This window comes from Parabacteroides sp. TM07-1AC (assembly GCF_003480915.1).
Classification (GTDB): Bacteria; Bacteroidota; Bacteroidia; order Bacteroidales; family Tannerellaceae; genus Parabacteroides; species Parabacteroides chongii.
This window is the reverse complement of record NZ_QUKD01000007.1, coordinates 1-26,033: the sequence shown is the minus strand read 5'-3', so window position 1 is coordinate 26,033 and position 26,033 is coordinate 1. Positions and strand designations below refer to the sequence as shown.

26 protein-coding genes, 1 tRNA gene and 2 pseudogenes are annotated in these 26,033 nt (G+C 38.8%); 8 read left to right on the top strand and 21 right to left on the bottom strand.

Annotated features, from left to right (window positions below):
• Nucleotides 1–89: 89 nt before the first annotated feature.
• The 3 genes from DXD68_RS14535 to DXD68_RS14525 all read left to right on the top strand — a co-directional run bounded on the left by DXD68_RS14535 (nt 90) and on the right by DXD68_RS14525 (nt 2,729).
• Entirely contained in the window at nt 90–1,382 is a 1,293-nt protein-coding gene (locus tag DXD68_RS14535) for an MATE family efflux transporter (protein WP_122362285.1), read from the top strand.
• A 12-nt stretch (nt 1,383–1,394) separates the two neighbouring features.
• The gene (locus DXD68_RS14530) at nt 1,395–2,015 is read left to right on the top strand and encodes a CatB-related O-acetyltransferase (RefSeq protein ID WP_122362284.1); all 621 of its coding nucleotides are present in this window, start codon (nt 1,395–1,397) and stop codon (nt 2,013–2,015) included.
• 114 nt (nt 2,016–2,129) lie between these two features.
• Entirely contained in the window at nt 2,130–2,729 is a 600-nt protein-coding gene (locus tag DXD68_RS14525) for a type 1 glutamine amidotransferase family protein (protein WP_122362283.1), read from the top strand.
• 288 nt (nt 2,730–3,017) lie between these two features.
• Here the strand turns inward: DXD68_RS14525 and DXD68_RS14520 are convergent, their stop codons facing one another.
• The 7 genes and pseudogenes from DXD68_RS14520 to DXD68_RS14480 all read right to left on the bottom strand — a co-directional run bounded on the left by DXD68_RS14520 (nt 3,018) and on the right by DXD68_RS14480 (nt 9,892).
• Nucleotides 3,018–3,926 carry a hypothetical protein gene (locus DXD68_RS14520; RefSeq protein ID WP_147382999.1) on the bottom strand — a complete coding sequence of 303 codons (909 nt, stop codon included), beginning with the start codon at nt 3,924–3,926 and terminating at the stop codon, nt 3,018–3,020.
• A 398-nt stretch (nt 3,927–4,324) separates the two neighbouring features.
• Nucleotides 4,325–4,645, bottom strand: a pseudogene (locus DXD68_RS24525) (site-specific integrase); the annotation flags it as partial.
• Nucleotides 4,646–4,821: 176 nt separating this feature from the next.
• A pseudogene (locus tag DXD68_RS14500) lies at nt 4,822–5,502 on the bottom strand (ATP-binding protein); the annotation flags it as partial.
• Between the two features lie 53 nt (nt 5,503–5,555).
• On the bottom strand, nt 5,556–5,663 hold the full coding sequence (locus DXD68_RS24520; protein ID WP_233577179.1) for a phage integrase SAM-like domain-containing protein: 108 nt from the start codon (nt 5,661–5,663) through the stop codon (nt 5,556–5,558).
• A gap of 405 nt (nt 5,664–6,068) precedes the next feature.
• Complete coding sequence (locus DXD68_RS14490; RefSeq protein WP_122362281.1) at nt 6,069–7,550, bottom strand: DNA/RNA helicase domain-containing protein; 1,482 nt, start codon at nt 7,548–7,550, stop codon at nt 6,069–6,071.
• A gap of 55 nt (nt 7,551–7,605) precedes the next feature.
• Complete coding sequence (locus DXD68_RS14485; protein WP_122362280.1) at nt 7,606–9,018, bottom strand: helix-turn-helix domain-containing protein; 1,413 nt, start codon at nt 9,016–9,018, stop codon at nt 7,606–7,608.
• A gap of 67 nt (nt 9,019–9,085) precedes the next feature.
• The gene (locus DXD68_RS14480; RefSeq protein WP_122362279.1) at nt 9,086–9,892 is read right to left on the bottom strand and encodes a LuxR C-terminal-related transcriptional regulator; all 807 of its coding nucleotides are present in this window, start codon (nt 9,890–9,892) and stop codon (nt 9,086–9,088) included.
• A gap of 153 nt (nt 9,893–10,045) precedes the next feature.
• Here DXD68_RS14480 and DXD68_RS14475 point away from each other — a divergent pair, with 153 nt between their 5' ends.
• From DXD68_RS14475 to DXD68_RS14465, 3 genes are all read left to right on the top strand, one after another.
• On the top strand, nt 10,046–10,537 hold the full coding sequence (locus DXD68_RS14475; RefSeq protein WP_122362278.1) for a hypothetical protein: 492 nt from the start codon (nt 10,046–10,048) through the stop codon (nt 10,535–10,537).
• A 29-nt stretch (nt 10,538–10,566) separates the two neighbouring features.
• A complete protein-coding gene (locus DXD68_RS14470) occupies nt 10,567–11,208 on the top strand; it encodes an RteC domain-containing protein (RefSeq protein ID WP_122362277.1) in 642 nt (213 codons plus the stop codon).
• 148 nt (nt 11,209–11,356) lie between these two features.
• Nucleotides 11,357–11,689, top strand: coding sequence for a helix-turn-helix domain-containing protein (locus DXD68_RS14465; protein ID WP_122362476.1), 333 nt, complete (start codon nt 11,357–11,359; stop codon nt 11,687–11,689).
• A gap of 41 nt (nt 11,690–11,730) precedes the next feature.
• On the opposite strand, the gene DXD68_RS14460 is transcribed toward DXD68_RS14465, so the two are convergent.
• The 6 genes from DXD68_RS14460 to DXD68_RS14430 all read right to left on the bottom strand — a co-directional run bounded on the left by DXD68_RS14460 (nt 11,731) and on the right by DXD68_RS14430 (nt 16,730).
• Entirely contained in the window at nt 11,731–12,459 is a 729-nt protein-coding gene (locus tag DXD68_RS14460) for a hypothetical protein (RefSeq protein ID WP_122362276.1), read from the bottom strand.
• 4 nt (nt 12,460–12,463) lie between these two features.
• The gene (locus tag DXD68_RS14455) at nt 12,464–13,387 is read right to left on the bottom strand and encodes a relaxase/mobilization nuclease domain-containing protein (RefSeq protein ID WP_122362275.1); all 924 of its coding nucleotides are present in this window, start codon (nt 13,385–13,387) and stop codon (nt 12,464–12,466) included.
• Entirely contained in the window at nt 13,353–13,736 is a 384-nt protein-coding gene (locus DXD68_RS14450) for a MobC family plasmid mobilization relaxosome protein (RefSeq protein ID WP_122362274.1), read from the bottom strand. Before DXD68_RS14450 ends, DXD68_RS14455 begins: the two co-directional genes overlap by 35 nt.
• 156 nt (nt 13,737–13,892) lie before the next feature.
• Nucleotides 13,893–14,873 carry a toprim domain-containing protein gene (locus DXD68_RS14445; protein WP_122362273.1) on the bottom strand — a complete coding sequence of 327 codons (981 nt, stop codon included), beginning with the start codon at nt 14,871–14,873 and terminating at the stop codon, nt 13,893–13,895.
• Between the two features lie 335 nt (nt 14,874–15,208).
• The gene (locus tag DXD68_RS14435; protein ID WP_122362272.1) at nt 15,209–16,441 is read right to left on the bottom strand and encodes a VapE domain-containing protein; all 1,233 of its coding nucleotides are present in this window, start codon (nt 16,439–16,441) and stop codon (nt 15,209–15,211) included.
• Entirely contained in the window at nt 16,422–16,730 is a 309-nt protein-coding gene (locus tag DXD68_RS14430) for a helix-turn-helix domain-containing protein (protein ID WP_122362271.1), read from the bottom strand. The genes DXD68_RS14435 and DXD68_RS14430 overlap by 20 nt, the downstream gene beginning before the upstream one ends.
• A gap of 339 nt (nt 16,731–17,069) precedes the next feature.
• Here DXD68_RS14430 and DXD68_RS14425 point away from each other — a divergent pair, with 339 nt between their 5' ends.
• Together DXD68_RS14425 and DXD68_RS14420 are read left to right on the top strand one after the other, a co-directional pair.
• Nucleotides 17,070–17,357 (top strand): helix-turn-helix domain-containing protein, encoded by a 288-nt coding sequence (locus DXD68_RS14425; RefSeq protein WP_122362475.1) that lies wholly within the window; start codon nt 17,070–17,072, stop codon nt 17,355–17,357.
• 4 nt (nt 17,358–17,361) lie between these two features.
• The gene (locus DXD68_RS14420; protein ID WP_122362270.1) at nt 17,362–17,643 is read left to right on the top strand and encodes a helix-turn-helix domain-containing protein; all 282 of its coding nucleotides are present in this window, start codon (nt 17,362–17,364) and stop codon (nt 17,641–17,643) included.
• A 143-nt stretch (nt 17,644–17,786) separates the two neighbouring features.
• Here the strand turns inward: DXD68_RS14420 and DXD68_RS14415 are convergent, their stop codons facing one another.
• From DXD68_RS14415 to sppA, 8 genes are all read right to left on the bottom strand, one after another.
• On the bottom strand, nt 17,787–18,125 hold the full coding sequence (locus tag DXD68_RS14415; RefSeq protein WP_233465849.1) for a hypothetical protein: 339 nt from the start codon (nt 18,123–18,125) through the stop codon (nt 17,787–17,789).
• 1 nt (nt 18,126) lies between these two features.
• On the bottom strand, nt 18,127–18,636 hold the full coding sequence (locus DXD68_RS14410) for a hypothetical protein (protein WP_016277457.1): 510 nt from the start codon (nt 18,634–18,636) through the stop codon (nt 18,127–18,129).
• A 2-nt stretch (nt 18,637–18,638) separates the two neighbouring features.
• A complete protein-coding gene (locus DXD68_RS14405; RefSeq protein WP_233577162.1) occupies nt 18,639–19,910 on the bottom strand; it encodes an ImmA/IrrE family metallo-endopeptidase in 1,272 nt (423 codons plus the stop codon).
• Nucleotides 19,911–19,958: 48 nt separating this feature from the next.
• Nucleotides 19,959–21,176: a site-specific integrase gene (locus DXD68_RS14400; protein ID WP_122362268.1), complete on the bottom strand. Its 1,218-nt coding sequence runs from the start codon at nt 21,174–21,176 to the stop codon at nt 19,959–19,961.
• Nucleotides 21,177–21,427: 251 nt separating this feature from the next.
• A tRNA-Phe gene (locus DXD68_RS14395) sits at nt 21,428–21,500 on the bottom strand.
• A gap of 76 nt (nt 21,501–21,576) precedes the next feature.
• Nucleotides 21,577–22,608: a thiamine-phosphate kinase gene (thiL, locus tag DXD68_RS14390; protein WP_122362267.1), complete on the bottom strand. Its 1,032-nt coding sequence runs from the start codon at nt 22,606–22,608 to the stop codon at nt 21,577–21,579.
• Nucleotides 22,609–22,615: 7 nt separating this feature from the next.
• Nucleotides 22,616–23,716 (bottom strand): tetraacyldisaccharide 4'-kinase, encoded by a 1,101-nt coding sequence (gene lpxK / locus DXD68_RS14385; protein WP_122362266.1) that lies wholly within the window; start codon nt 23,714–23,716, stop codon nt 22,616–22,618.
• 6 nt (nt 23,717–23,722) lie between these two features.
• On the bottom strand, nt 23,723–25,489 hold the full coding sequence (gene sppA / locus DXD68_RS14380; RefSeq protein ID WP_122362265.1) for a signal peptide peptidase SppA: 1,767 nt from the start codon (nt 25,487–25,489) through the stop codon (nt 23,723–23,725).
• Between the last annotated feature and the right edge of the window lie 544 nt (nt 25,490–26,033).

Below are 26,033 nucleotides of genomic sequence, written 5' to 3'. Positions count from 1 at the left end.
CAGAGTTTTATTCCCTTTTATTTATGAATTTGTGGAATGGCGGACTGTCTTGAATACAGTGTGCTGTAACGTGTTATTACAGTTGAGCAATGAATTATACATATAAACAGATATGGCTCATCAATTTTCCGGTGATGATGAGCATTTTAATGGAACAATTAATTAATATTACCGATGCGGTCTTTTTAGGGCATGTCGGAGAAATAGAGTTGGGAGCATCGGCTATTGCGGGGATCTACTATCTGGCAGTTTATATGCTGGGGTTTGGGTTTAGTATCGGGTTGCAGGTGATGGTGGCCCGAAGAAATGGAGAGCGGAGATATAAAGAAACAGGAAAAACATTTATTCAGGGAATCTATTTCCTTTCAGGATTGGCTATCCTTCTTTGTTTGTTACTTCGTATTGTATCTCCGTGTCTCTTGGGACGATTGATTTCTTCTCCGGAAATTTATCAGGCAGTGATTCGGTATCTGGATTGGCGTAGTTTCGGATTGTTATTCTCGTTTCCTTTCCTGGCAATCCGCTCTTTCTTTGTCGGGATAACACTGACCAAAGCATTGTCATGGGCTGCTATGGTGGCTGTTTTGATCAATATACCTTTCAATTACTTGCTGATATTTGTTTGGGGATTAGGTATTTCCGGTGCGGCAATAGCTTCATCGTTGGCTGAGATGGGGTCTTTTGTCATACTTTGTATCTATATGTGGAAGAAAATAGATAAGCAGAAGTATGGATTGAAGTTTGTCTATGATGGACGGGTACTTGTTGCTGTGTTGAAATTGTCGGTATGGAGTATGTTGCATGCTTTTATCAGCGTGGCTCCGTGGTTTTTGTTTTTTATCGCTATAGAGCATCTGGGAGAGATGGAATTGGCTATTTCTAATATTACCAGAAGTGTATCTGCCATATTTTTTGTCATAGCAAATTCTTTTGCTGTTACTACCGGATCGCTGGTCAGTAATATGATAGGAGCCGGAGATAGAAATGCCGCTTTTCCTATCTGCCGGAAGATACTCAAATTGGGCTATGCTATCGGTTTTCCGTTGGTTGGAGTTGCCTTGTTGTGTAATCAATGGATTATAGGTTTTTATACGGATAACCAACAATTGGTGGAATTAGCGTTTACACCTTTTGTAGTAATGTTGTTGAATTATACCTTTGCTCTACCTGGTTATGTATATCTAAATGCTGTTGGAGGAACCGGTAAGACAATAATTACATTTATATTTCAGGTGACGACAACTGTTATTTACCTGATTTATCTTTATTGGTTAAGCCATTGTACAAATACTTCTTTAGCTATCTATCTGACTGCAGAATATCTTTTTGTGATTCTGTTGGCAGTTCAATCCATTATTTATTTGAAGAGAAAACATTATTAATATCAGAAAGTTATGATGACGAAAATATATCCGCGTACGGGAGATAAACAGACGGTGTATTTGAATGCCGTAGTAAAAGATCCGCAAATAGAGATTGGTGATTATACAATTTATAATGATTTTGTTTCCGATCCGTTATTTTTTGAAAAGAACAATGTGCTCTATCATTATCCCATCCATCAGGAGAAGTTGGTGATCGGTAAATTCTGTTCTATCGCTTGTGGTGTGAAGTTCTTATTTAATTGCGCTAATCACGCATTGAAATCATTATCAACGTATACTTTTCCGTTGTTTTATGAGGAATGGGAATTAGACAAGGCTGACATAACCTCCGCATGGGATAATAAAGGAGATATTGTGATTGGTAACGATGTGTGGATCGGTTATGAAGCTGTGATTATGGCGGGAGTACATATTGGTGACGGGGCAATTATCGGAACGCGTGCTGTTGTAACTAAAGATGTACCTCCTTATACTATTGTAGGCGGAGTTCCTGCCAGGGAAATTCGCAAACGTTTTGATGCTGATGTAATAGAACGATTACTGAAGTTGGAATGGTGGAATTGGCCTGTCAGTAAGATCCGGAGTTGTCTGCCGGGGCTAATAAAGGCATTGCCTACCACATTAACATGAGTGACATCCATTATAAACACTTATCTTTGTATGCGTAAAATAAAGAGAATAAGGACAAAGAAACGTATGTAATAGTTATAAAACCGAAGTTGTACAAATATTATATAAAATGGAATGAACAAGAAAGAAGTAATTTTTATTCTGCTAAATAATTTTGCAGATTGGGAAGGAGCCTATATCTCCACCTGCTTGAATATTGGGGTTAAGCCCGGAAATCCAATTAAATATAGTGTTAAGACTTTGTCTATAAGCAAAGACCCGGTTCGTTCCATAGGAGGTTTTAAGGTTTTGCCGGATTATGGAATTAATGATATGCCGGAAGATTATGCAGGATTGGTGTTGGTTGGTGGAATGAGTTGGTTCTCGCCTGAAGCTGGGCAGATTGTTCCATTGATAGAGAAAGCAATCGCAGACAAGAAGCTGGTTGCCGGAATATGCAATGCTTCGGTTTTTCTCGGAGCTCATGGCTTCCTCAATAATGTGAAGCACACGAGCAACGGACTTGAATATATCAAGCAATATGCCGGAGATAAATATGCAGGCGAAGCTAATTATATCAACAAACAGGCAGTAAGAGATGTGAACATTGTTACCGCCAACGGAACAGCGCCATTGGACTTTTGTCGGGAAATACTGTACGCTTTGGATGCCGATACACCGGAGATTATAGAGGAAAGTTATCAATATTACATCAATGGCCTTAGCCCTAAGTAATAAAGTCTAGCAATCCCTTTGGATTTCGGTATGATCCGGTTTTAAGATAAAAACACTGTAAAGACATAAAAAAACAGTTATCTTTTAGATAACTGTTTTTTTATGTGGTACCACAAGGAATTGAACGGGGACACAAGGATTTTCAGTCCTTTGTTATTTTCTCATTATCCTTTGTCTGGTTTAAACAGATGTTTGATTAATAAATTAGTTAATTATTTCTGTTATAATATTATACCATATAAATGAAGAAAGCAACGTACGAATTAGAATAAAACGTATCCTATTTTGTTATTCCTGATATATAATATTGACTGTAAATGATTCATCACTATTTTCGTCATATTGACCATCCTCATCAAAATCTTTACTGATAATCTTTACAGGATAACCATCTTTGTCAAGCTCATATTCAAAGCGGCAACTTCCTACTTTTTCCTCTAAATATTTAGAAGTCTTTCCATACCATCCACTATAATAAGCAAAGAAAAGCCCGAACGTATAATAATCTGATTCTATATCCATATCTATGAAACGATAATCTTCTGTCAGAAAAAGAGGTGAAATTCCTAATTTGTTCTCATATTTTGTATATGAAATATAATTAGTTTCACTATTACCATCAGAATAATTATAAATGAAGCTAATTAGATTATTATTCGCATAAATGTATTTGACATTATCACCATTAAAATCAGAGTAATCTAAATATCCATCTTTATAATTAAATTTACCTTTATCAGCCTGATCTTGTTCATTATTGGTTATGTCTTTGTAAAAATATGTAACATCTAAAATGAATCCTTGATTATTCATTGTACTTTGTATATTATAAGAACAAGAAAGTCCTCCATAGTCACAATTCAAATCTGTTGGGTTTGAATGTTTACAATGATTTTTAGTAATACTTGTTATCTGATTATTATCATAACTGATTGAAGTAATAAAATTATCACGATACCTATCACTTATATAGGTTTCAATCTTGTTGATTCTGTCTTTATCATCATACGATAATGTCTGCTCTGTTAGATAATCTTTACCTGGATAATAAACAGTCATTGACTTTATCCGTTTAGTTTGAATGTCTGGTTTATCTGGTTGTTCCGGTTTAATCGGATCATCAGTTACAGGATCATCACCTCCACAACTGAACAAAGTACATGCAGCAATAAGCATAAAAAGTAATTTTCTAATCATAGCAATTAAATTTCCCCCTCCCTGCTCCCTCCGGTTGGATTATAAAATAAAAGGTGTGGGAACTGTATTTGCTTTATCCTATTGACCGGCTTCTCGCATTGCCTGTAGTATGGATAAAGCAACAGCAACCCACACCAGTTTCGTATATAATTTACCCTCTCAGGTAAGTTTAATACAAATGATGCGGGTGCTATTGCTATCACCTTCATACTACATTCAAATTTTGCGAGAATTTGTCAATAGAAGATAATCTCAATAACACCTTTCGTTAAACGTATGTCCTCTCATACTATGTTCTATCGCTTTAGGTGTATGAGATTGCTGCAAATGTACGAAAAGTGTTTAGTATTCCTATCGTTACAAGTAAAATATTAAACATCGATTTTTTATATCTTGCATTAGTAGGTAGTGGAGAAACTGTGCCTTGCAACGTATGTTGTCAATTCAATGGGCAAGTTAAACTCTTTGCCAATAGCTTTCAAACGCTCATTCACTTTAGTGATTACCTTGTGAATCCTGTTCCGTTGCTGTTGTTCCGTTTTATGGAAGGTAGACAGGATAGGGAATAGGTAAGGATTATCCGGATCAGCGTATTTCTGGATCAGTTAAATGGCTTTCGGCTGTAATGGCAGTTTTATCAACTTACTTGTTTTGCGTCTGGAATCTTTGATATTGTTTGAACGTAGCCATGTTTCGTATTTGCATAGCCATGCAATATCAATATCAGGAAAACATATATTTATGTCTATAATAAAAGTGACATAGCTAATTTAATTGATAAATATCCATTAAATGATAAAGAAGCAGAGCTGTTGCTCTCTTGTACTATTGCTGAATCATGGTTTACTAATCCTACAGAAGTCTATGTTAATCTATCTTGAATCAGTTGCAGTTATTAAAGTGATAATAATACGGTATAATATCCTCCTGTTTTGGGTGCACCTCTAAATTCTACTATACCTTTTTCTTGTAAGGATTTAATATATCGCATTGTTGTTCTTACACTTTTGCCTATATGATTTGCTATTTCGGAAGCATTTAAGCCGGGAGTTACTATCAGTAAATTGATTACAGCTTGTTCATTCTCATTTATAGCATTATTTACTATGTCATTTACTCTGCCATTTACTGTGTCATAGTTGGCAGAGTTGGAGATTTGACGTTTGAACACTGCTGTAAACATTCCCTCCGTGTGAAATTTTGGTTCAGGTAGATTCGCCTCCCTCATAGCCTCTTGCATACGAGGAATGCCGGATGCAACCCTTTCAACCAAGTGCATACGGGTAAATAAACCGAAGATTAGCGGGTTACGTGTCATACTTTTATGTCCGAAATCTTTAGCCACAACGGGCAGAAGTCCTCCGGGATTGGAAATCTCTACCCGGTCGTCAAACATTTCTATCATAATGTTTGCGCCTTGTTCATAGTAGTCACGGTGTGATAGGGCGTTTATAATGGCCTCTTTAAATACGGTTAGAGGTATTTCCCAAATTTCCTCTCTGGGTCCTGTGCCTTCTATTTTATAGGCTACTTGCAATTTACTTTCCAGCCAAGACATAGCTTGTAAATAGTTCTTAGTGTTCTGAAACGTATTCCAATAGTATTTTCTTTGATATTGTTTGAATGTAGTCATGTTTCGTATTTGCGTAGCCATGCTGTATCAATATCGGGAAAATAGATATTCAGATGTTTGTTGAACCTTATAAGCGAGTTATGAACTTGTTTGACAGAAAGCATGTAGCCTGTGCGTTTCTTAAATGGCTTTCTTTGTTTTTCAATACTTCGGATTTGTAACATACGACATTTGCAGTTGTACTCATGGTTTAAACAAAGCACTCGAAACACAGAAAGTAACAGGATTTTGAAGTAAAAACCATCGAAAAGACATAAAAAAAACAGTTACAAATAAATGTAACTGCTTGATTTTTAGTGGTGCCACCAGCAACCGGAAACGGTTTGATATGGCACTATCTCTCAGTAAGTTATATCTTTGCTACGATGTAAGTCCCTTGAATAAGGTTTTCACAGCTTTGCACCGTTCAACACAAGTTTGTATCTTGGGTACGATTTCTGAATGCGAAGATAGTACATTTTCTGATATTAAATTCTTTAATTTAGATTTTTGTTAGTAAGTCGATGAAATTATTTATTTAGAATATCTATACATCTATCTAACATGACTTCATTGTCAATTATTACAATATGCAGTTTTTTTCTTGTCCTAGTGATTATTTGATATAACATTTGTTTTTGCGAATAATAAGTATTATCAGCAATTAAATCTCCTTGAGAATTATATTTAAAAGAGTCATCTATGACTATCACAACGTTGTCGAACTCTTGACCAACTACAGAATGTGCGCTTTCTGTATCACCGGATAAGTATGCTTCATAATGGAAGGTTGAGCGCGTTCCCGGTGTGTAATTAGGTACTTTCCAGTTTTTCTTCGATAATTCTTGCAGCAATGATTTTGCAGAAAAATAATTTTTGCAATATGTAAGTTCAATGTTGGGATAGTCTATGTTGGATATATTCTTTTTGAGATTGAAAAGTTGTTTTATAAAATATGCAATTTCTTTATTTGTTCTAATTTTATCTGTTAGCTTATAGGGGGTACATGATAATTCTTTTTCAATCCTTTCTTTGGTATGGTAATTTTTCTCATTATCACGCAAGTATTGGTTTTCATCGTATGAGAATATGCATTTTTTATTGAAAGTGCGTACTTCCTCTATATATTTATCAAATTGATATGGATACATTCGTTGGGCTTCGTCAATTATAATTAAGTCAAAATCTGTCGTATTCGGAGCATATTTAGGCATATGTATGCTCCAACCATATTCTTCCATTAAGATTTTGTGACCACTATTTAGTGGAGCACAATGTAAAATAAGTACTTTTTCGCCTTTCCGAATACTTTCTTTAGCTATATGATAAGTCAATAATGTTTTGCCTGTTCCTGCACTACCTGTTAAAGCTATGAATTTTGTTGTTGCGTCAGATAACTTTGTTCGGATTTCATTATATATTTGTTCTTGTTGGACTGTAAGAAAATATCCTTCTGCCATAAATTTTTCAGGAGAATTGAAAGGAGAAACTAAATAGTCGGATGGATTAAATAAATCATCAATATTGTTGAATGTTACTACTTCTTGAAGAAACAGCTTGTTGCACAACTCATTAAAAGTCGCTTCTTTTATTTCATTATTACTATCTTTTATTATGAGTTTATAAAGCTTATTTTCATTTAAAATATAGGTATAGATATAAACTTCCTTATCCAAGAACTCGAGGTAGTATCTATTCTTTTGCTGTTGTTTGAATATCTTGTCTATTGAACTCTCCGTTTTTATTTCTATGTTGATAATATAATTATCACCAAATCTAAGTAAATCAAATTCTTTTCCAATTTGTGGTATTGAATATCCTAAATAATAGTTGTTAACAATGGTGATGTTATTTTTTATTTTTAATAATTCATTCACAAAAGACTCTATACCATTAAGCTCGTAATCTTTTATTCCACTGATTATTCCGTAACTATTCATAAGTTTTTGGAATAGTGTATTACTTAGTTTTCGATAAGCTTCTATGATAGATAGAATATTGACACTTTTCATAGGGCAAATTTGTAAATACTAATTTTAAATATGATGATAATTTTTACTTGGTGTTTTATCTCTTTTGGCTATTCCAATAATATCCTCCATTTTTCTGTGCCCCTCTAAACTCTATCAAATCTAATCTAACCAAAGAATTTAAGTAGCGTTTAGCAGTCGGAACACTTTTGCCTATTAATCCTGCAATCTTAGACGAATTAAGTCCCGGATATTGCTTGATGATATTTAGCACTTCTTGTTCTTTTGAGTTTACAGTATCATTTACAGTATCATTTACAGTATCATTTACAGTATCATTTACAGTATCATTTACAGTATCATTCTTGATACTGATACCTCTTTTGAATATAACCGTAAACATCCCGTCCGTATGAAATTCCGGTTCAGGAAGATTTGCTTCTCTCATAGCTTCTTGCATACGTGGAATACCGGATGCAACTCTTTCTACCAAGTGCATACGGGTAAATAATCCGAATATTAGTGGATTACGTGTCATGCTTTTGTGTCCAAAGTCTTTAGCTACAACAGGTAAAAGTCCTCCGGGATTGGAAATCTCTACCCGGTCTTCAAACATTTCTATCATAATGCTTGCGCCTTGTTCGTAGTAATCACGGTGCGACAGGGCGTTTATAATAGCTTCTTTAAATACGGTCAGAGGGATTTCCCAAATTTCCTCTCTTGGTCCTGTTCCCTCTATTTTATAAGCTACTTGCAGTTTGCTTTCCAGCCAAGACATAGCCTGTAAATACTGTTGGTACAATGAACCTCCGAAAGTTTTGTCATCTATAATATAGACTTTATTCGTTCCCTTGAAAAGAACACATCTTGTAACAGCGTGTGGAAACTTTCGTTCAGGTTGTTTGCCGAAGAACATTGCTGCACCGTTTTTTGCCGTACCATTTTCGGTAAACAATTCCAAGTTTTCAAAGATTTGTTTGTCGGGTGTGGACGGGCTTAGTTTTGCTTCTGTTCGAAAGTCTTTAATCATTTGTTCGTCTGCATCCGTGTAAATATTGAACCAATGGCAGGGTATATGGTCAAAAAAGATTTTGTTACACTCCTGAAAGAAGCTGCGCATTTCTTCGGCTGTGCGAAGTTTCTGTGAGTTTGCCCCCTCACGCACATAGATAGAACCGGAAAATATATAAGGTTTATCCTTGCCGGACGGAACATCAATCACCCAAACAGTTTTATCTCCAATATTTATGGAATACAATTCACAGTGGAGTGCAGGAGATATTTCGCTGATAGAACCTTGAATGGCAGAACGCTTATCGTTTTCTAAGTTAGTATCTACCACTTGTCCGTTATCATCTACTCCAATAAGCAAATATCCTCCGTCTGCATTGGCAAAAGCACATATTTCTTCTGTCAGTTCACGAACCTTTGAAGGAACACGAACCTTAAATTCCACATTGTAGCCTTCTCCACTATCAATGAGTGATTGTATGTTTTCTGTGTTTAACATGAACTTTTATAATAGTGCCACAAAAATAGTTATTTGTTACGATTGTAAGTTGTTAGTTTCATTTTATTTATGGCAAAACATTCCTCTTTTCGCTTTTATCAATACTGCATTTATTGAACAAACCCAGTCTTTGAGCGAAGTTGACAGCTTCAATCGAATTGTTAGCTTTTAATTTTTGTAATATATTCTGTCTATGACTATTCACTGTATTGATACTAACTTTCAATGTTTCTGCTATCTCTTTACTTAATAAGCCTTTCTTCATAAATCGTAAAACTTCTAATTCCCGGTTTGTCAAAGGTTCATCCAGTGTATCAGATAAATCTATAAATATCTGTTCTCCAGTTTTAAAGTTATATAGGTGGCTTTTAATAATTTCCGATTCATGGCTTGCATCAACATCAATAACCGATAGCATAAGCCAAATATTTCCTGATTTATCTAACTCAAGAACTTGTTCTTGCTCTATTATGCGTATATATTCACCCCGTATATTTCTTATCCTCATTTCATGAATGGCTTTGTAGCTCTTTTTTTCTTCATTGGAGAATGAACGCAATATCGAATAGATTTTTTTTCTTACAAGTAACCCATAATCTATATCGTCCGGATGTATAACCTCAGTAACCGGCTGGTGTCCGTGAATAAACAACCTACGGGAGTCAAGTCCATATAGTTTGGGAATATTATCAGAAACAAAAATGAATTTATTAGTGTAGCAATCAAATACCAATACGATACTATGTGTAACTTCTGAAAGTTTAATCCAGTCATTTTTCCTCTTTTCAAGAATGGAATAATCAATTTCATCAAACTCTATGCTTGATGTTGGCAGTATATTTATGACTTTCTTTTCTATTTCACTAATTATCATGCTTGCTATGACGTTTATTGTTAAATAGTTAGGTTACATCTCATTATAAATGACTATTGTCTTTAGAGTATCTTACATCTAACTTTGCACAAAGTTAATAAAAAGAGCATAAGTGTAAGATAAATAGATGTTTAATGTTTTAATTATTCCTGTATGATAAAAAAGATTTGTTTAGTGACACGGAGAGGTAAAAGAGTTATGGGGCGCAAAGTTGTAGTGACGTCAGTATTTGAAACTGACATTGAAAATATTTGGCGCAAGATTCAAGATATTGAAACGCTAAGGGATATTTGTAAACCCAAAGCAAGTTTTATATCTTATGGCAATATTCCTCCTGTTTGGAAAGAGGGGGAAACATTTTATTTTAAGATGTTTCTTCATCGATTTATTTCTATTGGAAAACATACAATAAACATAATTAAGATAGATAAAGAAGCAAGAGAAATAGTTTCAAATGAGTATAATAAAAGAGTAACTATATGGAATCATTATATTCAAATGGAAAAGATTACCGAAAATGTTACAAGATATACCGATAGTGTTGAATTGTATGCTGGTTATCTAACCCCACTTGTTGCTTGGTGGACTCTTAAATTTTATAAACACAGACAAAAGAAATGGCAGAAAATTGCAAAGAACTTATAAAATGCTCACGATAGCTACTTAAGTTAATTATGGCAAACTGGAATTTAGCAGAAAAACAGATATATAAGTTATTAAAACACCCTTGCCAAAAGGAAAAATCTGAGATAGAAGCTATTACTGCTGCATATCTTGAATTTGTAGAAGAATTATTCGATTACCTTAATAAAGAAAATGATAACAAAACACGTATTAGGCAATTAAATATGAGTTATATAGATTTTGGAACAATTAAGGCTTTAGAAGAAACTTCACCTACGGAAAATAGTAAGTTAAAAATTATATATCTTGACAAACTGTTATCTTTAATAAATATGGAGCAAGAACTAATCTATCGGCAAATGGAATACCCCAAATTTTTCATTAACATTGAATCAGATTGGAAATCTCCCTTTTATTTAAACAGTGAGGTAATTAAAATTATAGATATAATGGAATTAGTTTGTGGCATTTTCTATATCAAAGATGGTATTATTCGCATTGATAACAAGGATGTTTTTCTAAGTGATATATCACGTATTTTTAAGAAAATGTTTAATATAAATTTTGGTGATATATACAAAAAGGAAATTGCAGTTATTAAACGAAAACCTACTAAAATTACAGACTTTTTAGATAGGCTGAAATCTGCTATTATCAAAAAGAGTAAAGATAATGGATACGATTATTTTTAAATATTTTTATTTGATAATCAATTAGATGTGGATGATTTATAGGGGAGTGGATGTACCATTCCCTTATTTTCTTTGCTCTCGTTTTCTGAACTTTGCTTCATCAATCGATTGACAAACCATAATGTATAATCAGAAAAATGAAGCAATCATGTATATAGACAATGACGATTTCAGCGTATGGATGCAGAAGCTGTACGCCAAACTGGAAGAACTCTGCAAGGATGTACGGGTACTGCGCAATGCCGACAGGGTACTGCCCGAAGATGACAACCTGCTGGATAATCAGGACTTGTGCCTGTTGTTCAAAGTGAGTATCAAGACCCTGCAACGCTACCGGGCTATCGGTGCGCTGCCATACTTCACAATCAGCGGAAAAGTGTATTACAAGGCTTCCGATGTCCGGGAGTTCATCAAGGAGCGGTTTAGTGTTACCACCATGCGCCAGTTCGAGAAAGAACACTGCACGAAGAAAAAGAAGTGAATTAAAAAGCCGGGGCGGTTCTGCTCCGGCTTTGCTTTGGTTTATGGCTTGCCCAACTTGTTGGCTTGCTCCTTTAGCTGCTCGGCTTGTTCGTTCAACAGCCTTGCCCGTTCCAACGCTTCCGCCTGTTTCCTGCTACGGTATTCAAAGCCTTTCACCGAATCGGTCAGGCTTCGGATGAAAGCGTTATCCCGTTCCCGGCTGAACTTCGTTTCCAGCAAATCAAGGCTGCTGCCGTCTGCTTTTCCTTTCATCAGGATATAGCGGTATTTTATATCGTTGTCCTGTAACCGCTGCATCCGTTCCGTAAAACGAACATTCAGGATTAGCGAAGTGATACAGATAATAAACCCTGTTGAAAGAAGAAAGAACTTAGGTTTCAGATAGGGAGTTACTCGGTATGTCAGTTTGCCGTACCATGAAACGGGCGTTACTTCTCCGGTCGGTGTTGTATCATCAACCGGGAATAATACTTTTAACCGCTCCTTGAAATATCGGTGCGAGGTCACGATAAGCCCCTTAATATCTTCAAGGTCTTGTTTTTGGTTCTCGGACTGCCCTTTTCTGATACTGCCGATTTGGTTCAGAATCTCCTGCACCGTGTTTTCAGGAATGCCGGATTTACTTTGCATATCCGAAATGCGCTGTTCGATAACGTCCAGTCGGTTAATCGTTTCCTCCCGGCTGGCAGGCGTGACCTGCTTCTCCTGCCGTTCTTTCAGTTCCGTAACCATAGAGAGAAGCCCCTCCAAAATTAAATTTTCTTCCATGTTCCTATAATTTTAAGTGTCGTTTCTTTTTCCTCTTTTTTCTTTCACCGGGATTGTCGGGCGCATCATCAGCCAGAGAGGATGAAGCGGAGAACAGACCGCCCAAGCCTGCCAGTAACGGACTGTCGGCTTTGCCCGGTGTCTGCGCTGGCTCCTGAACAGGTGCGGAAACTATCTGTCTATTGTTTCCGGTAGTGTTCAGCCCTACATCCTCGAAACATTTGTCCAGTTTGGAGAAACTGAAACTGCGGTCTATCTTCGAACCTTTGAACGTGTATTCACCTTTGGAAAAGGATATGCCCTGCACTTCGCCAGTCTGTCCCCTGTACTTGAAATGAATCCCGATACCCTTTTCTGCCAGCCGGGTTTGTAACTGCTGCCAGTTCTTGGACTTCCCGATTTCATTCTTTACAGCGTTGTAAATCTCGTATTTGGATTTGTCCGGTTCTCTCAAGCGGTGCTGCTTTACATGCTCCTTACCTTTAGCAAAATAAAGCCCGTGTTTGGCTTTCAGCTTCTTGCATACCTGTTCGTTGCGGTACATGTCGTTCCTGTCCGAAATGGTCTTGCCGTTGTTGTCTATACGGTTGAACACGATATGCACGTGCGGATGTTCCCAGTCTTGGTGGCGCACGATGATGTACTGCGTATCGGTGATTTTCATTTCACGCATGTACTCCTGCGCAAGCTGTATCATTTTCCCGTTTGTCAGCTTGGGTGCGTCCACCGGGGAATAGTTTAGCGCAATATGTCCGACAGGCTTTTTCAGGCTGGGATTCATCCCGGCTTGCAGTATGAAACTGCGTATGATGTCCCGATTGCTTTCCGCCAACACTCCCTCCGCATGAAGCAAAGCAGCCCGTTCCTTGCCGAGTACATAGTTCACGCAGCCTTTAAATCCGCTTCCCTTTTTTATTTTTCCAATCATCCGACAACTGGTTTATGATTTCGACAATCCTGTTTTTGAGTTTCACCAGTTCCACCGCCACCAGTGCGAAACCTCTGGCATTCGCCCGGTGTGCCAGTTGGTTGATGTTGTTGGCTTCGCCTGCCAGTTTGCGGATGGTGTCCGCATCCTGCCTGTTCAGCTGGGGCGTCATCTCTGCCGAAACAACCGCCTGCCGGACGTACTCGCTGACACGCAGCCCGGCTTCGGTGGCTCGCTTCCTGATTGCGTAGAACTGTAACTCGGTCAGCTTCGTGCTGACTACTCGGTTCTGCTTGTCTATCCGGCTTTTTGCCGGGCGACCTCCTGGTTTGTTCCTTATTTCTGTCATACGTTTTTGCTTTTAGGTGGTATCTTAAAAATTGCGACCAACGGGAGAAATTTTCTTTGCTGTCAAGCAAAGAAAGGTGTTTCGGTAAACCGAAACATAACCTTGCTCTCCCTAATCATATAGCCTGCCGTCTGTTCATGCCGCCAGTCTTGCAGGTCACATCCTTAGCCCTTTTTTTCTTTTTTCACCCGGATTTTGTCTGTTATCCTGCTCCAACTGGGGCTTGTCGGCAACTGTCAAGTCTTGGGATTGTTTCACTTTAAGGCTACGCAGATAGTCGTTCAGGTCATTGTGACCGCTGTACAGGTGTGATACGTCACGTACACGCCATTTGTATTCCTGCCTTATGGCTTCAACCGCTTTCCTGCCTGCCTCGTCATTGTCAAGCATACAATGTATATGCCCGTAACCAGCCAACGGATATAAGGCTTTATCCGTGTTGGCGGTGGAGTTCAGAATAACGTAGTCCTGCCAGTCGGTACAGGGCATATCCGGGCTTTTCTGTTGCCGGAAAGTGAGGAACGAGAGGAAATCCCAAAAGCCCTCGAACACGAAACAGGTATCTCTCGGCTCTCCCTGTTGCCTTATATGGGTGATGTCTTTCGATGTGCTGCCCTTGAAACGGGGATTGCGAAGCTCGTAACCTCCTGAATCATTCCTGAATGCCAGTGCAAAATAAGGCTTGCCAGCGATGCGGTAATACATTTCCTGCACGTATGGGGATGCCGTTCCGGGAGAAATCCCCCTTTCCTGTAAGTAGCGCATGAGTGCCGGATTCTGTAACGACTGTATTCTGCGTATCTCTATCGGGCTGGCAGCTTGCCTTTTCGTTCCCCTTTCGGGCAGGTCTTTCCCGTGAAAGGAAAAAGAGGTGGTGTCACCCTGTTCCAGCCGGCAGATAGCACCGTAGGCGTTGCACCCGTTCCGCTTCATCACAAGGTCGATGAGCGTCCCACCCTCACCAGTTCCGTAGTCACACCATAGATTGGCGTTATAATCCACCTTGAAACTTGGCGTATTGTCCTCCCGTAAGGGGCTGCGGTACATCCCGTAACTTCCTTTTTCCGTGACGGGCTGGATTCCCAAAGAGTTCAGGTAATCCTTGATACTGATATTGTTGGCTTCCTTGTAGGTCATAATCTTTATTTTTTGGGTGTTGATAAATTGCAGTAGCACAGTAAGAAGTCAGTAAGAAGAAAAACGACCATGTTTCTGCGCATAATTCTTTTTCTTTCAGCGGATTATCTCTTATGCAGTAAGATAAGTAAGTTATTTCTTAAAAAGAAGATAGAAATATACCCCTGATAATTCCTGCGTTTTTTCTTTTTCCAAACTTTTCCAAAAGTTTGCGGTTTTATCTTACTGCTTACTGCATCATTGTTAAATATCTGATATACAGTATGTAAAATAGAAATATATCTTACTATGGCAGTTACTGCATTGCAGTAATAACCAATCGTAAAATGACCGTGCTAACCGTAATCGTGGTTTGTACAGGATGCCGGAACAGGCTTTATCCTGTACCCATATACCGAATAGGTCTGTTTGTCGATACGTTTCTGTATCCGTTTGAACCCGGCTTTTCGCAAAGCTTCCCCCAGCCGTTTTTCAGATAGCTGCATGGCGCATATATCCCGTAAACGTGCCAGTATTTGCGCTGTTGTCATAAAAAACTGGGGTTCTTCTTCCTCTGTCGGCTTCTCAAAATATTGTGTCAGTATTTCAAACTCAATTGTCTGCACCTCAAATTCCGCATTGTTCAGGTGTAGTTCTCCAATCTCGGCATCATTGAACCAGTAGCGCACGTCCTGACGGTACAGGTACATGATTTCGGAATAGACGTTATCCATGTGGATATTTTCTGCCGTGGGCTTGTCTATGTGCAGCACTTCGAACGGTAGAAAACGCCTGCTGCCTGTCGGGTCGGTCAGGAACTCGTTGCCGTTCACCGAAGCCATGAGGCTGGCAAGGTGGGGGTATTCCTCTATGTAAACATCATACGGTCTGCGGTACTTCACCGCCGGGGTGGTGATAAGGTTCTTCAAGGCGTTCTCGTTCTGCTTGTTGAGTTCCTTTAGCTGGTCGTCAATGTTGATGAACAGGTATTCGGCTATCAGTGTCAGGATGTCTTTGCCCTGCGGGTCTATCTTTCCGGTGAACAGGTAGTTCTTAAGCGGTGTTGGGCAAAGGTTGTCCAGCCACCACGATTTGAACTGTCCCTGCTTGTCCCCTGTCAATACCAGACAGGTATGGTTCTGACATCCCGTGTCATTCATGGCGTTGGCTACCACACCGATAAGCCATTTCGTGAAATATTCCTCCCATTTGCCGGGGTTGGCTACCTGTACCGTGTTCAGGAGCCTGCCGATATGCCCGTGTTCGGCTGGATTCAGTAAGGGCAGGGCATTGAAGTATTCCCGTATGGGATGTACCTTTCTTGCGAAATCGCTTTCCAGTATGGTACGGATGTTCTCGGCAGAGGTGACAATACCAGCGGTCGCATCCAGCCTGCGCCTGAACGAGTTCAGAACAAATTTCGTAACGGGCTGGTACAAGCCCGAAGAACTTGCAGCCCGGTATTCCGTCCGGCTCTTTACGGTATTGAACCGGAAATCGTACAGGATGTTCAACAGGCTTTCGATGCGCTCGTTCTTTGACTGCCAGCCCTCGATGTGCCGTGTATCATCACTTCTTTTCTTTTTCATCGGGAAGTCTGTTAGAAGCCGGGACATACTGCTGCTGCATCCACTTTTTGAGTTCCTCCATGTCGAAACGCAGGGTACGCCCACGCTTGACACACGGTATCAGCCCCTTGCTGGCTAAGTGGTACAGGTAATTGACCGAATACCCGGTTATGCCGCTGGCAACGGATATTTTGACTAACACAGGCTCTTTTCCGTCCTGCCGTTCTTCGGGTTGTACGCCCATGACCGGGGCAATCATCTTTTCGATGTTCTCCAGCCGTTTGAAAATTTCTTCGAAAGGATTATTCATAGGTGCTTGTTTTTTGAATTAGCACCACAAATAAAATAAGAAAAATCGGTAAAAAACAAAGCGTCAGCCGTTTGGAATCGCTTTGCTGCGCTCTGCACCAAATTAATGTCGGCAAATAGAAAACGGCTTTGTGTTCATTACCTTACTTATTTAAGGAGTGGAGAAAAAACAGTTTTTTTGTTATCGGTTCGTTTCTTTCGTGTTGTTCTTGGGGTGGCGGTGGACATTTTCGGACACGCAAGGTCATTTGAGGACAGAAAGAAACAACCTGTCATTCAGCCTTATATATTTGCACCAGTGAAGAAAAACGGAGTATTGACAAGAATAAATATATCGGTTATGGAAATAGTGACGATTGAAAAGAGAACCTTTGAACTTTGGAAACAGAGGTTTGAAAACTTTGTGGGGCGTGTGGATGCGCTCTGCGTGCCTTTACGCAGGAAGCGTGACAAGTGGCTGGATAACTGCGAAACCTGCCGTTTGCTGAATGTTTCAGCCCGGACGATGCAGACCTACCGTGATACGGGGAAACTGCCTTATTCGCAGATTAACAATAAGATTTATTACAAGGCTTCGGACGTGGAAACATTTCTGCTCAACCAAGTAAGGGAGAATTCTAAAAAGTAGGCGTATGGATTTGATAACGAAAGATTCCGAAACCACGCTGGTACTGTTTTCCTCCCTTGACAGGGTGCTGGAAAATGTGGAGTACGTGGTAATGAACTATCGTCCGGTATTGAACGGTGAACACTACCTGACGGGCGAGGAAGTGTGCGAGCGGCTTTGCATCAGCAAACGGACGTTGCAGGATTACAGGGACACGGGACTGCTGGGATATGTGCAGCTTCCGGGAAAAATCATCTACCGGGAAAGCGAGATTTTAGACCTGCTGGAAAGGCATTACAGAAAATGAAATCTTGAAAACATTGAATTTTGTTTTCTTGGAATATTGCTTTCTTGAAATATTTCAATCTTGTTTTCTGCATTTATTGATTTATTGTTTGATTAAAAGCCGGCAATCACGTTTTCTTGAAAACTGTGTTGCTGGCTTTTTATTTACTTACTTTTTATTTTCAATCTTTTAAAAATAATAATCAAGGCTCCTATTACCATTAGTAAAACTCCAGGAGAAGCATTTATTAATTTTGACGTAAAATCTGTTCCTTCAATAATCCAATTGATGTTTCCAGTAAACCCTAAAATGGTAAGTATAATACCTCCAATAATGCAGAAGATGCCACTGCATAAACTTAAAATCATTATTATATATTCGTATTTTATAGCTGTAAGCCCAAAGGCTGTATTAGCTATTTTAGGGTCAATATCCACAGCGCAACTGTGTAAGCAAAGAAAGGCTAAAATAGAGATTATGAGTATATATATAGTTCTATTCATTTTATTTTGACTGTGGAGCACCATATCCTTTAGAAATGTTCAAATCCCTAATTTGAGTATATAAATCAAACATTGTTCCTTTGTTCGAAATCCATTCAGTGATAATGTTAACAAGCTCATTTATATCTGAAATATAGGACATTCTTCCGTCTGCTCCTCTTATACCTTGTGCATCTTTTCTGTGTCCACGAGTTAAAAATGTGTTCTTTTCTTCATAAATCAAATCTCTTGCATCTTTATATGTATCGCCTTTTGGAAGATATTTTCTTAATAGACGATTGACAACATTATAATATAAATTATATTTAGCTTCAGGGTCATCGATTTGTTCTAAAACCATATCTGCCAACTCATTTTTGAGTTCGATTTGACCGTTTACATCAAAATCAAATGTTTCTTCTTTGATTTCATCAGCTTTCATTAAAATTGCTGCACGCTCTAAATCTTGTTCTTGCTTTCTTTGGAGTTCTTCTAATTCCTCCTGAGATTTTTTTTTCTTTTTTTCTTCCATAATTAATTGTATAAAAATTCTTTGATTTGTTGTACTGATTCCATTAACGTTTCTTTTTCAAATGGGTGAGTATTTATAAGCTCTAAGGCTTCATTCATTTTAGGTATATATTTATTATAAAAAGCCCATTCGTTGGTTTTATAACAATACATTGCATATATAATAGAGGAGTGTACCCCCCATTCTTTAGCTAGTTTTTCAATATTGTAATGTGATGTAATATACCCTGATGCAAATTTTAATCGAGATTCATTTAATAAATATTCACAAGCAAAATTATCTGCTTGTTCTTCATTCATTAAAAATATGTCTCCCTCATTATTGCTAATATGATACGTCTGTTTTTTGATTTCTTCAAAATCAAAAAGTACATGATGTAGTTCATGTAAAAGAGTAAACCATAATGTAGGATAATTATTTTGTAAATTAGAAAGTACAATACATGGTTTATCATTTATTATCATAGTAGCTCCTCTAACTTGTATTTTTTCTAAACTTGGTTGATATATAACTGTGACCCCAATACGAAATAGTGCTTTCAGAACTCTAATTAGACCATTTTTTATATCTCTTGTGTATGGTCTAATTTTGGGTATTAATTCAACTAATTCTTTTCTTATGTATGGATTGGGATTTGCAATAGATTTAAATTGGATAAACGCAGATTGTATCCAAAAATTACGCATTAAATCATTCGAGTTTCTTTTAGAGCGACTAAAAACGGGAAGCAAAGAATTTTCCGAGTAACTGTAAATATTATCAATGTCAAAAAAGCGTTTGATTTTATCACTCATATCTTTAGATGAAGCATTGGAATTAAAAAACTTCATCTTAACAAGGATAGATACATCAAAATTTTCAACGATATATCCTGCTTCTCTTGCTCGTTGGATTTCTCCTATTTGTTTAGGAGCTAATTCTGGTACGTAAACTTTTATTAGGTCATTAACAGACAGACCTAAAAAATGAGCCAATTTTACTACATTTATGAAATTGATTTGTTTAGCAGTTCCATTTAATATAGGATTTATAGTTTTAGAATCCATTCCTAAAATTTTCTGAATCTGTCTATCTGATAAGTTTAGTGAATTTTTCTTTTCTTTGTATAAATCCTTTAAGGATGCAACCTGACCTATATCGATTGAAGATTGAACAGCTGCATCAATTACTTTACTAAGTTCTATGTCTATATTGTTCATATTTGCAGAAAATTTTCTGCAAATATAAAGAAATAGCTCAATACCCCCTAAAATTATGAAGAAAATTTTCTTCATAATTTTAGGGGGTATTACTTTTATAAGTATGTATTAAGTAATCTTTTGTTATACAAATAGTTGTTTTTCAACGGCTTGCATATCCCTTAGTATCGTTTGGTCTAATACCTTTGCGTAGTGCTGTGTCATTCGGGTGGATGAATGCCCCAGCATTTTAGCCACGTTCGGTAGTGACACGTTGTTAGCCAGTGCGATAACCGATGCAAAACTGTGGCGGGCTGTGTGCGTGGTCAGGTTCTTTTTGATACCGCACAGGTCGGCAATCTCTTTCAGGTAGCTGTTCATCTTCTGATTGCAGGGAACGGGCAACAAAGTTCCTTTATCCATGCAGTAGGGGTTATCCTTATACTTGCCAAGTATCTGTTTGGGAATGCTCAAAAGCGGGATGTTACAGAGGTTGTTTGTCTTTTCACGGGGTTTCACTATCCACAGGTTGCCGTTGCTGTCCTCTGAAACGTGTTCGGGGCGCAGATTATACACGTCTATGAATGCCAACCCCGTATATACGCAAAAGATAAAAACATCCCGTACCAGTTCCAGCCGTTCAATCCTGAACTCTTTCTGCCATATCCGGTTTATCTCGGCTTGGCTTAAGAACTGTTTGTTTACTTCCACCTCGTGAAACTTGATTCCGGCAAACGGGTTCTTTGTCAGCCACTCGTTGGCAATGGCAAGGTTTATCACTTTCTTAAAACATTTCATGTACCGGATAACGGTATTCTGTGCGCAATGCTTCTCCGTCTTTAGGTATAAATCGAATTTGCGTACCAGTTCCCCGTTTACCTCACGCAGCAACATATCATCTACCTTGTAATCCCGTTTAACCAGTTCCATGAGGTATTTAAGGCAATTGTCGTAGCGTCTTACGGTGATGTCGGCATAGTCTGTCCCGATTAGCTTCCGACAGTTGTCGTTATGCTCCTTGAATACATTATATAATGTCTTGAAAGTCTCGTCCTTTCCCTGATAGCGGTTCACTATGGCACGTGCGGAGATAATCTTTCCCTCCAGTTCCAAGTCTTGGTAAATCTGATAGAATTTCACACGCAGGGCGTCAATGTAATGGTTAAGTTCCACGGAATTTCGGTCTTTGCCTGTCGATTTCTCTTTTTCCTGCGACCAAAGTGGGACTTTTACGCTCCGTTTTAGTTGAAGTTCCACGTATAGGCGGTCATAAGTGACACGCACACGCACGGGTGCTTCCCCGTTTTTTAACAGTTTGCTACGCTTGATGAAGAACAACACGCTGAATCTTTTTCTTTCCATACGGCTCAATTTTTAATGATACAAAGTTAGGAAATCGAACCGGGAACCCTGTTATGTAAAATAGTGCAACATGCTGTAAAAGAATGAAGTAAATACCTCGCGGTGGAACATTTCGGGCTTTTAAAACCAGTCCCTTGAATAAGGACGTATAGTTTGCTCTAATCCCACTTATTTTGCCTATTCTTGGAAATGAAAAATCCCTGAACTTCTTTGAAATTCAGGGATTTACATCGTTTTTCTTTCTTAAAAAGTGGTGCCACCAGGAATCGAACCGGGGACACAAGGATTTTCAGTCCTTTGCTCTACCAACTGAGCTATGGCACCGTTGTTTTGTTTAACGGGTGCAAAGATACGGACTTTTTTTTAATGTGCAAGAGTTTGTGGAGAAAAATATCAAAAATTATTCATTGAGTGAATTCCAGCCCTGAGCTTTCAGTTCAACTTCTCCACCGTCACGGCCCACCAGATATTTGCCCAGTTCGGGACGGGTAATATGACCGATGACTTTAACACCTTTCATATCAGACACTTTATCGTGGTCGGTAAGAGGAACTGTGAACAAAAGTTCATAATCCTCACCGCCATTCAGGGCGGCAGTCACTAAATTCATGTTGAATTGCTCTGCCATAGCTGCAGTCTGATAATCTATAGGAATACGGTCTTCGTAAATACGACAACCGACATTGCTTTCTTTTGAAATATGGAGTAACTCGGATGAAAGTCCGTCGGAAACGTCCATCATGGAAGTAGGGACGATACCGGCTTTATCCAGTGATTCGATAATATCCTTGCGGGCTTCCGGCTTTAACTGACGTTCCAATAAATATTCTTTGCCGGTAAAGTCCGGTGTAAATTCTTTTTCTCCCTTAAATACTCTCTTTTCCCTTTCAAGGAGTTGTAAACCCATATAAGCGGCTCCCAGATCGCCGGATACGCATACCAGGTCAGTGTCTTTGGCTCCGCTACGGGTAACGATTTTGCCTTTCTCGCCTTCACCGATGCAGGTAATGCTGATGCACAGACCTGTCAATGATGCGGAAGTGTCGCCTCCGACAATATCAACTCCATAAATGTCGCATGCCAGTTGAAGTCCTGCATAGAACTCTTCCAAATCTTCTACTGAGAAACGTTTGGATATACCGAGTGAAACGGTCATTTGTTTCGGTTTTCCGTTCATTGCATAGATGTCGGAAAAGTTAACGACAGCTGATTTATATCCCAGATGTTTTAATGGAACATAAGTCAGGTCGAAATGAATACCTTCAAGCAGGAGATCGGTTGTCACCAGTACTTGCTTTTCTTTGTAATCGAGTATTGCGGCATCATCACCAACGCCTTTTACCGTACTTTCGTTTTTTAACTCTATTTTCTCTGTAAGGTGACGGATTAATCCAAACTCACCTAATGTTCCTATTTCTGTTCGTTTGTTCATCTTTTATTTATCGTAACAATTTATCTTTGTGGAAAGTTGTTATATGTTTTTTGATTTCATCGTCGAATTTCTTATCCAGACAAAACTCTATTGTGATCGGCAGATAATACATACAAGTTTTCCATTCTTCAGGAATATACGGATTATCTATTAACCGGGCAGCATCCTTTTCTGTGACCAAAATGTATCTGCCGGTTGAACTCATTTTATCGAATACGTTTTTAATATGGCGGATATCGGATTTCTCGAAAGCGTGATGGTCGGGAAATATCAGTGGGGTTACTTTATCCGATAGCTTCCTGGCTTCTTTGATAAAACCGTCAGGAGAAGCAATTCCCGATAACACCAGAAGCTCATCCTCTTTACGGATCTCATGCCGGGAAAGAGTCTTTGCATGAGTGGTAAACACCGGTCTGATATCTGCATATGCAATATGGGTGAAATGAATCGACTGATGAGCCAGCAACTTCATGTTTTCCTCAATAATACGGTATTCGATCGGCTTCATATCTTCTTCACATTTTGTGACGATCACCATGTCGGCACGCCGTATTCCGCAGATCGGTTCGCGTAACCTGCCTGCCGGAAGAAGTTTGTCATTATAGAATAGGCGGTGATAATCAGTTAGTACGATCGAAAAAGAAGGGGTGACATAACGGTGTTGAAAAGCATCGTCAAGCAGGATCACTTCCGGTCGTAACTCGGAGGGAAGCGCCAGTAATTTACCGATACCTTCACGCCGGTCGGCATCTACTGCAACGAGAATATCAGGAAACTTGTGTTTCATCTGATAAGGCTCATCTCCAATCTCCAGGCTGGTACTTTGTTCGTTTGCCAGGATGAAACCGGTTGTCTTTCGTTTATATCCCCGGCTGAGCACTGCTATTCTGTAAGTATCTTTCAGTAGACGGATAATGTATTCGGTATGAGGTGTTTTACCTGTTCCTCCCACAGCCAGGTTCCCGATACAGATAACAGGTATGGGGTATGATTCCGATTTTAAGCATTTCCAGTCGAAAAGCTGATTACGGAATCTTACCCCCAATCCGTACAGGAAGGAGAGGGGGGAAAGCAGAGTATGTATTTTTATGTTGTTTTCTGTCGGCATCTCGGATTATAAAGGTTTAACATCATAAGGAAGTCTAGCCTGGATTCCTGTTGTCGATTTTATATTATTCAGAGTTTTGAAATATTCATATTCATTACCCAGTACATTTTTTACGATGGATACTTTTACTTCTCCCAGTTGTTTTTCAATAAATTCTTTCCAGAAATCTTTTGAACCGGAAACATATGTCAGGCTGTAGTCACTGAGGTCGGCTAATGTGGCTGCTGTTTCGATCGCTTTGTCGATTCCCCCTAGCTCATCTACCAATCCACGTTCTTTAGCCTGTTCACCGGTCCAGACACGACCTTGTCCGATCTCATTGATAGCCTCTTTGCTCATGTCACGGCCATCGGCACAACGGGTAAGGAACGTATCATAACCTCTTTCTACGAACGACTGGATCAGAACTTTCTCGTCTTCACGCATCGGGCGGCTCATATCTCCCAGATCGGCATATGTATTGGTTTTTACAATATCTGTTGTAAGAGATAATTTATTGAATAAACCGGTTACATTCGGGAAAATACCAAAGATGCCGATCGATCCTGTCAGCGTGTTGGGTTCAGCAACTATTTTGCTTGCGGCACATGAAATATAATATCCCCCTGAGGCGGCAACGTCACCCATGGAGACTACGATTGGTTTTACCTTTTTCAGTTCTACTACCTGACGCCAGATCTGTTCGGAGACAAAAGCACTGCCGCCCGGAGAGTTCACGCGAAAAACAACAGCTTTTACATTTTCATCATTTTTGAGTTTGATCAGTTCGTTGGCAACCTTTTCCGTGATAGCCTGTTCTGCGTTGTATGGAGAAGAAGGTTGTTCCGGTTTGATTTCTCCTTCTGCATATAAGATTGCAATGCGGTCTGTTTTTTCGCGATCGATTGTTTTAATACTTTTAATTTTGGATATATCCGCAGTCTGCAGGCGTTTGTCACTTTGACCAGCCAGCTCTTTAATGTATTCTTCGGCTTCAGTACGATACTTTAATTCGTCTATTAGACCGCATTCAACAGCTTTTTCCGCAGCAGCGAAAGCATAACCCTCGTTGGCGAAATTATTAATATCAATTACCGGTATATTTCTGGCTTCTGCAATGCCTGTTGTTACATTTTCCCAAATACTGCCCATGTATGACTGAATCTGTTCGCGGTTGGCATCACTCAATTTGTCGAGCATAAAAGGTTCTACAGCTCCTTTGTAGGTGCCGACTTTGAAGATCATCATATCTACGCCGACTTTTTTGAGTAGTTCTTTGTAGAACATCGTTTGTGATGCCATTCCGATTAATCCTAAAGTACCCTGGGGATTCAGAAATACTTTATCGGCAACAGAACAAAGATAATAACACCCTTGTGTATAATTGTCGGAATAAGCGACAATGAATTTACCGCTATCTTTAAAGTCCACTAAAGCTCTACGGATGGCTTCAAGGCTGGCTGTACCTGTGCTCAGTGATTTTGCTTCTATATATATACCTTTAATGTTCTTATTCTCTTTCGCGGTTTGAATTGTAGATAATATATCTTTTAAAGAAAGAGCTTTTTCTGTTTCTCCCATCAGCATAGCGATAGGATTCTCCTGAATATTGTCAGACAAACTACCGTCAAGTGTTAGTTTATAAACGGTATTACTTTTAGGAGTATAGTCAGGTGTGCTGCTCATACTGGTGGCGATGCCAATCAAAGTAAATACAAATACAATGGAAATCAGGCCAACAGCAACGAAAACTCCTAATGCTGAGGCGAACATCATTTTAAAAAACTGTTTCATATCTGTGTCGCGTTATTTTTATCAGACAGCAAATATAGTTAACTTATTGATACTAATTGTTGTTTTCCGCTTGTTTATTTGGCCTTCTGATAATATCTTAACGAAGAACGGTGCTGAATACCAGGGAGTCGTAAACTTCCTATGCGAAGTGTAAAAGAATATATAATGATGAATGCTTATTAGTCTCTCGAACAATTTGCCTTTCGACAGCTGTGGTAAGATATTTCGATAGCTGTCGAAAGGCTTTCCCATAGCTATCGAAAGGCCTTCCCACAGCTGTCGAAAGGCAAACCGTTTGGAATGTAAATGCACAATGAACGGCATCCTTGTTCTTCTTCCTGCCTATGGATTGTACCGGTTTAGACTTAGCGACAGAATGAGCGAGGTTAATTTCAGCTGATTTATCCGTGTCGGTTTCGTTTATGCCCGTATTTCTTTTCTCTTTCGTACGTACATTATATTACAACGTCTTTGAAGGAAAAATAATTACAAAATAATCTCCGAAATATTTGGAGCGTATGTTGTAAAGCACTACTTTTGCACC

Excerpts from the sequence above, each read along its gene's own strand:
- DXD68_RS14435 (WP_122362272.1), bottom strand. The coding sequence starts at position 16,441 with ATGAAAAAGAAAAGAAGTGATGATACACGGCACATCGAGGGCTGGCAG.
- DXD68_RS14520 (WP_147382999.1), bottom strand. The coding sequence starts at position 3,926 with ATGATTAGAAAATTACTTTTTATGCTTATTGCTGCATGTACTTTGTTC.
- DXD68_RS14525 (WP_122362283.1), top strand. The coding sequence starts at position 2,130 with ATGAACAAGAAAGAAGTAATTTTTATTCTGCTAAATAATTTTGCAGAT.
- DXD68_RS14485 (WP_122362280.1), bottom strand. The coding sequence starts at position 9,018 with ATGTTAAACACAGAAAACATACAATCACTCATTGATAGTGGAGAAGGC.
- DXD68_RS14455 (WP_122362275.1), bottom strand. The coding sequence starts at position 13,387 with ATGATTGGAAAAATAAAAAAGGGAAGCGGATTTAAAGGCTGCGTGAAC.
- DXD68_RS14465 (WP_122362476.1), top strand. The coding sequence starts at position 11,357 with ATGTATATAGACAATGACGATTTCAGCGTATGGATGCAGAAGCTGTAC.
- DXD68_RS14420 (WP_122362270.1), top strand. The coding sequence starts at position 17,362 with ATGGATTTGATAACGAAAGATTCCGAAACCACGCTGGTACTGTTTTCC.
- DXD68_RS14445 (WP_122362273.1), bottom strand. The coding sequence starts at position 14,873 with ATGACCTACAAGGAAGCCAACAATATCAGTATCAAGGATTACCTGAAC.
- DXD68_RS24520 (WP_233577179.1), bottom strand. The coding sequence starts at position 5,663 with ATGCTTTCTGTCAAACAAGTTCATAACTCGCTTATAAGGTTCAACAAA.
- DXD68_RS14490 (WP_122362281.1), bottom strand. The coding sequence starts at position 7,550 with ATGAAAAGTGTCAATATTCTATCTATCATAGAAGCTTATCGAAAACTA.
- DXD68_RS14425 (WP_122362475.1), top strand. The coding sequence starts at position 17,070 with ATGGAAATAGTGACGATTGAAAAGAGAACCTTTGAACTTTGGAAACAG.
- DXD68_RS14460 (WP_122362276.1), bottom strand. The coding sequence starts at position 12,459 with ATGGAAGAAAATTTAATTTTGGAGGGGCTTCTCTCTATGGTTACGGAA.
- DXD68_RS14410 (WP_016277457.1), bottom strand. The coding sequence starts at position 18,636 with ATGGAAGAAAAAAAGAAAAAAAAATCTCAGGAGGAATTAGAAGAACTC.
- DXD68_RS14530 (WP_122362284.1), top strand. The coding sequence starts at position 1,395 with ATGATGACGAAAATATATCCGCGTACGGGAGATAAACAGACGGTGTAT.
- DXD68_RS14475 (WP_122362278.1), top strand. The coding sequence starts at position 10,046 with ATGATAAAAAAGATTTGTTTAGTGACACGGAGAGGTAAAAGAGTTATG.
- DXD68_RS14400 (WP_122362268.1), bottom strand. The coding sequence starts at position 21,176 with ATGGAAAGAAAAAGATTCAGCGTGTTGTTCTTCATCAAGCGTAGCAAA.
- DXD68_RS14450 (WP_122362274.1), bottom strand. The coding sequence starts at position 13,736 with ATGACAGAAATAAGGAACAAACCAGGAGGTCGCCCGGCAAAAAGCCGG.
- DXD68_RS14470 (WP_122362277.1), top strand. The coding sequence starts at position 10,567 with ATGGCAAACTGGAATTTAGCAGAAAAACAGATATATAAGTTATTAAAA.
- DXD68_RS14535 (WP_122362285.1), top strand. The coding sequence starts at position 90 with ATGAATTATACATATAAACAGATATGGCTCATCAATTTTCCGGTGATG.
- lpxK (WP_122362266.1), bottom strand. The coding sequence starts at position 23,716 with ATGCCGACAGAAAACAACATAAAAATACATACTCTGCTTTCCCCCCTC.
- DXD68_RS14480 (WP_122362279.1), bottom strand. The coding sequence starts at position 9,892 with ATGATAATTAGTGAAATAGAAAAGAAAGTCATAAATATACTGCCAACA.
- DXD68_RS14430 (WP_122362271.1), bottom strand. The coding sequence starts at position 16,730 with ATGAATAATCCTTTCGAAGAAATTTTCAAACGGCTGGAGAACATCGAA.
- thiL (WP_122362267.1), bottom strand. The coding sequence starts at position 22,608 with ATGAACAAACGAACAGAAATAGGAACATTAGGTGAGTTTGGATTAATC.
- DXD68_RS14415 (WP_233465849.1), bottom strand. The coding sequence starts at position 18,125 with ATGAATAGAACTATATATATACTCATAATCTCTATTTTAGCCTTTCTT.
- DXD68_RS14405 (WP_233577162.1), bottom strand. The coding sequence starts at position 19,910 with ATGAAGAAAATTTTCTTCATAATTTTAGGGGGTATTGAGCTATTTCTT.
- sppA (WP_122362265.1), bottom strand. The coding sequence starts at position 25,489 with ATGAAACAGTTTTTTAAAATGATGTTCGCCTCAGCATTAGGAGTTTTC.